This window comes from Arthrobacter sp. UYEF20 (genome assembly GCF_040546335.1).
In the GTDB taxonomy this organism is placed as follows: domain Bacteria; phylum Actinomycetota; class Actinomycetes; order Actinomycetales; family Micrococcaceae; genus Arthrobacter.
In genome coordinates, this window is sequence record NZ_JBEPNP010000071.1 from 1 (window position 1) to 1,085 (window position 1,085).

1 protein-coding gene is annotated in these 1,085 nt (G+C 61.2%); it reads right to left on the minus strand.

The features are described from left to right. Nucleotides 1-777 (minus strand): CBM96 family carbohydrate-binding protein (locus ABIB26_RS23700; protein WP_354248660.1); only part of this gene is annotated, 777 nt, incomplete at its 3' end. Between the last annotated feature and the right edge of the window lie 308 nt (nt 778-1,085).

Below are 1,085 nucleotides of genomic sequence, written 5' to 3' on the forward strand. Positions count from 1 at the left end.
AGCCCTCACAGCCCACCAGATCCGCGACCAGGAATCCCTGGCAGCGTAACCGAAATAAAACGATGAAACTGTCTCAGAAACTTGACGTGCGCAGGGCGGCGGCGGCGGCGGCGGGGGCGGCGGGGGCGGCGGCGGAGGGGGAGGCGGGGGCGGCGTGGTGTTCGTGGTGATCGTCAATCCGGGCCGCTGGGTGGCGAGCGAAGTCTCCTTGGAGCTGTAGATGACACCGTCGGAGGAGGTGCTGCTGATGCGGAATGAGTACGTCCCGTCACTCTTGATCACGCTGAAGAGATCAAACTCCACAAACGTGTTGTCGCCAACGGCGCCGCGCGAGGCCACTACTGGCGATTCCGCGACGGGCGCGTTGTTGAATGTGATCGTGTTTTCACTCCAGGAGTTGTTAAGGACCCGTCGGAATTGGCCGCCCGAGTTGGATGGATCCGTAGCGAACAGCCTGAGCTTTGCGCCGGTCACGGTGCTGCCCGCGGTGCCAGTTACCGTGAACTTGAGATAGATCATCTCAACCGGCGAGCTATCAGACTTAAGCCCTGTTGCCGTGCGGAAGTTAATGGTGGGACTGTCACGCTTCACTACGGCATCGGCCGTAGCGGAAAAGGTCAGCGTGGCGGCCTCCGCGGGCGGACCGACGAGCGAGACGGCGGCCGCGAGCAGCATTGCTGCAGCCACGGATATCCATCGGTGCCGCCATGACGTGCGGCTAAGCCGGTGTCTCTTGGTGCTGATCTTCCCTGGGGCGATGTCAGATTCAAGGCTCATCGTGGGGCTCCTAGGTAGGTCCACGCACCCTACGCCCCGGTGGGCCGGTAGGAGTTCCAAACCCTAGCCTGCCAAGTAGAGCCTCACAATGCTCATGCCCAAAATAGATAGCCAATTAAAGGTATTCCCAAGGTGCCGGATCTGCGGTAGCGTCCGGCTGAAAGCTGCCGGATCTGCGGTAGCGTCCGGCCGAAAGCTGCTGGAGCGTTGTTTGTGGTTTGGGGGTTAAATGCGGGAGAGCCTCCAGAGAAGTGTCTGGAGGCTCTCGACCGTGTTTAATGGTTGTCCGGCGGTGACCTACTCTCCCA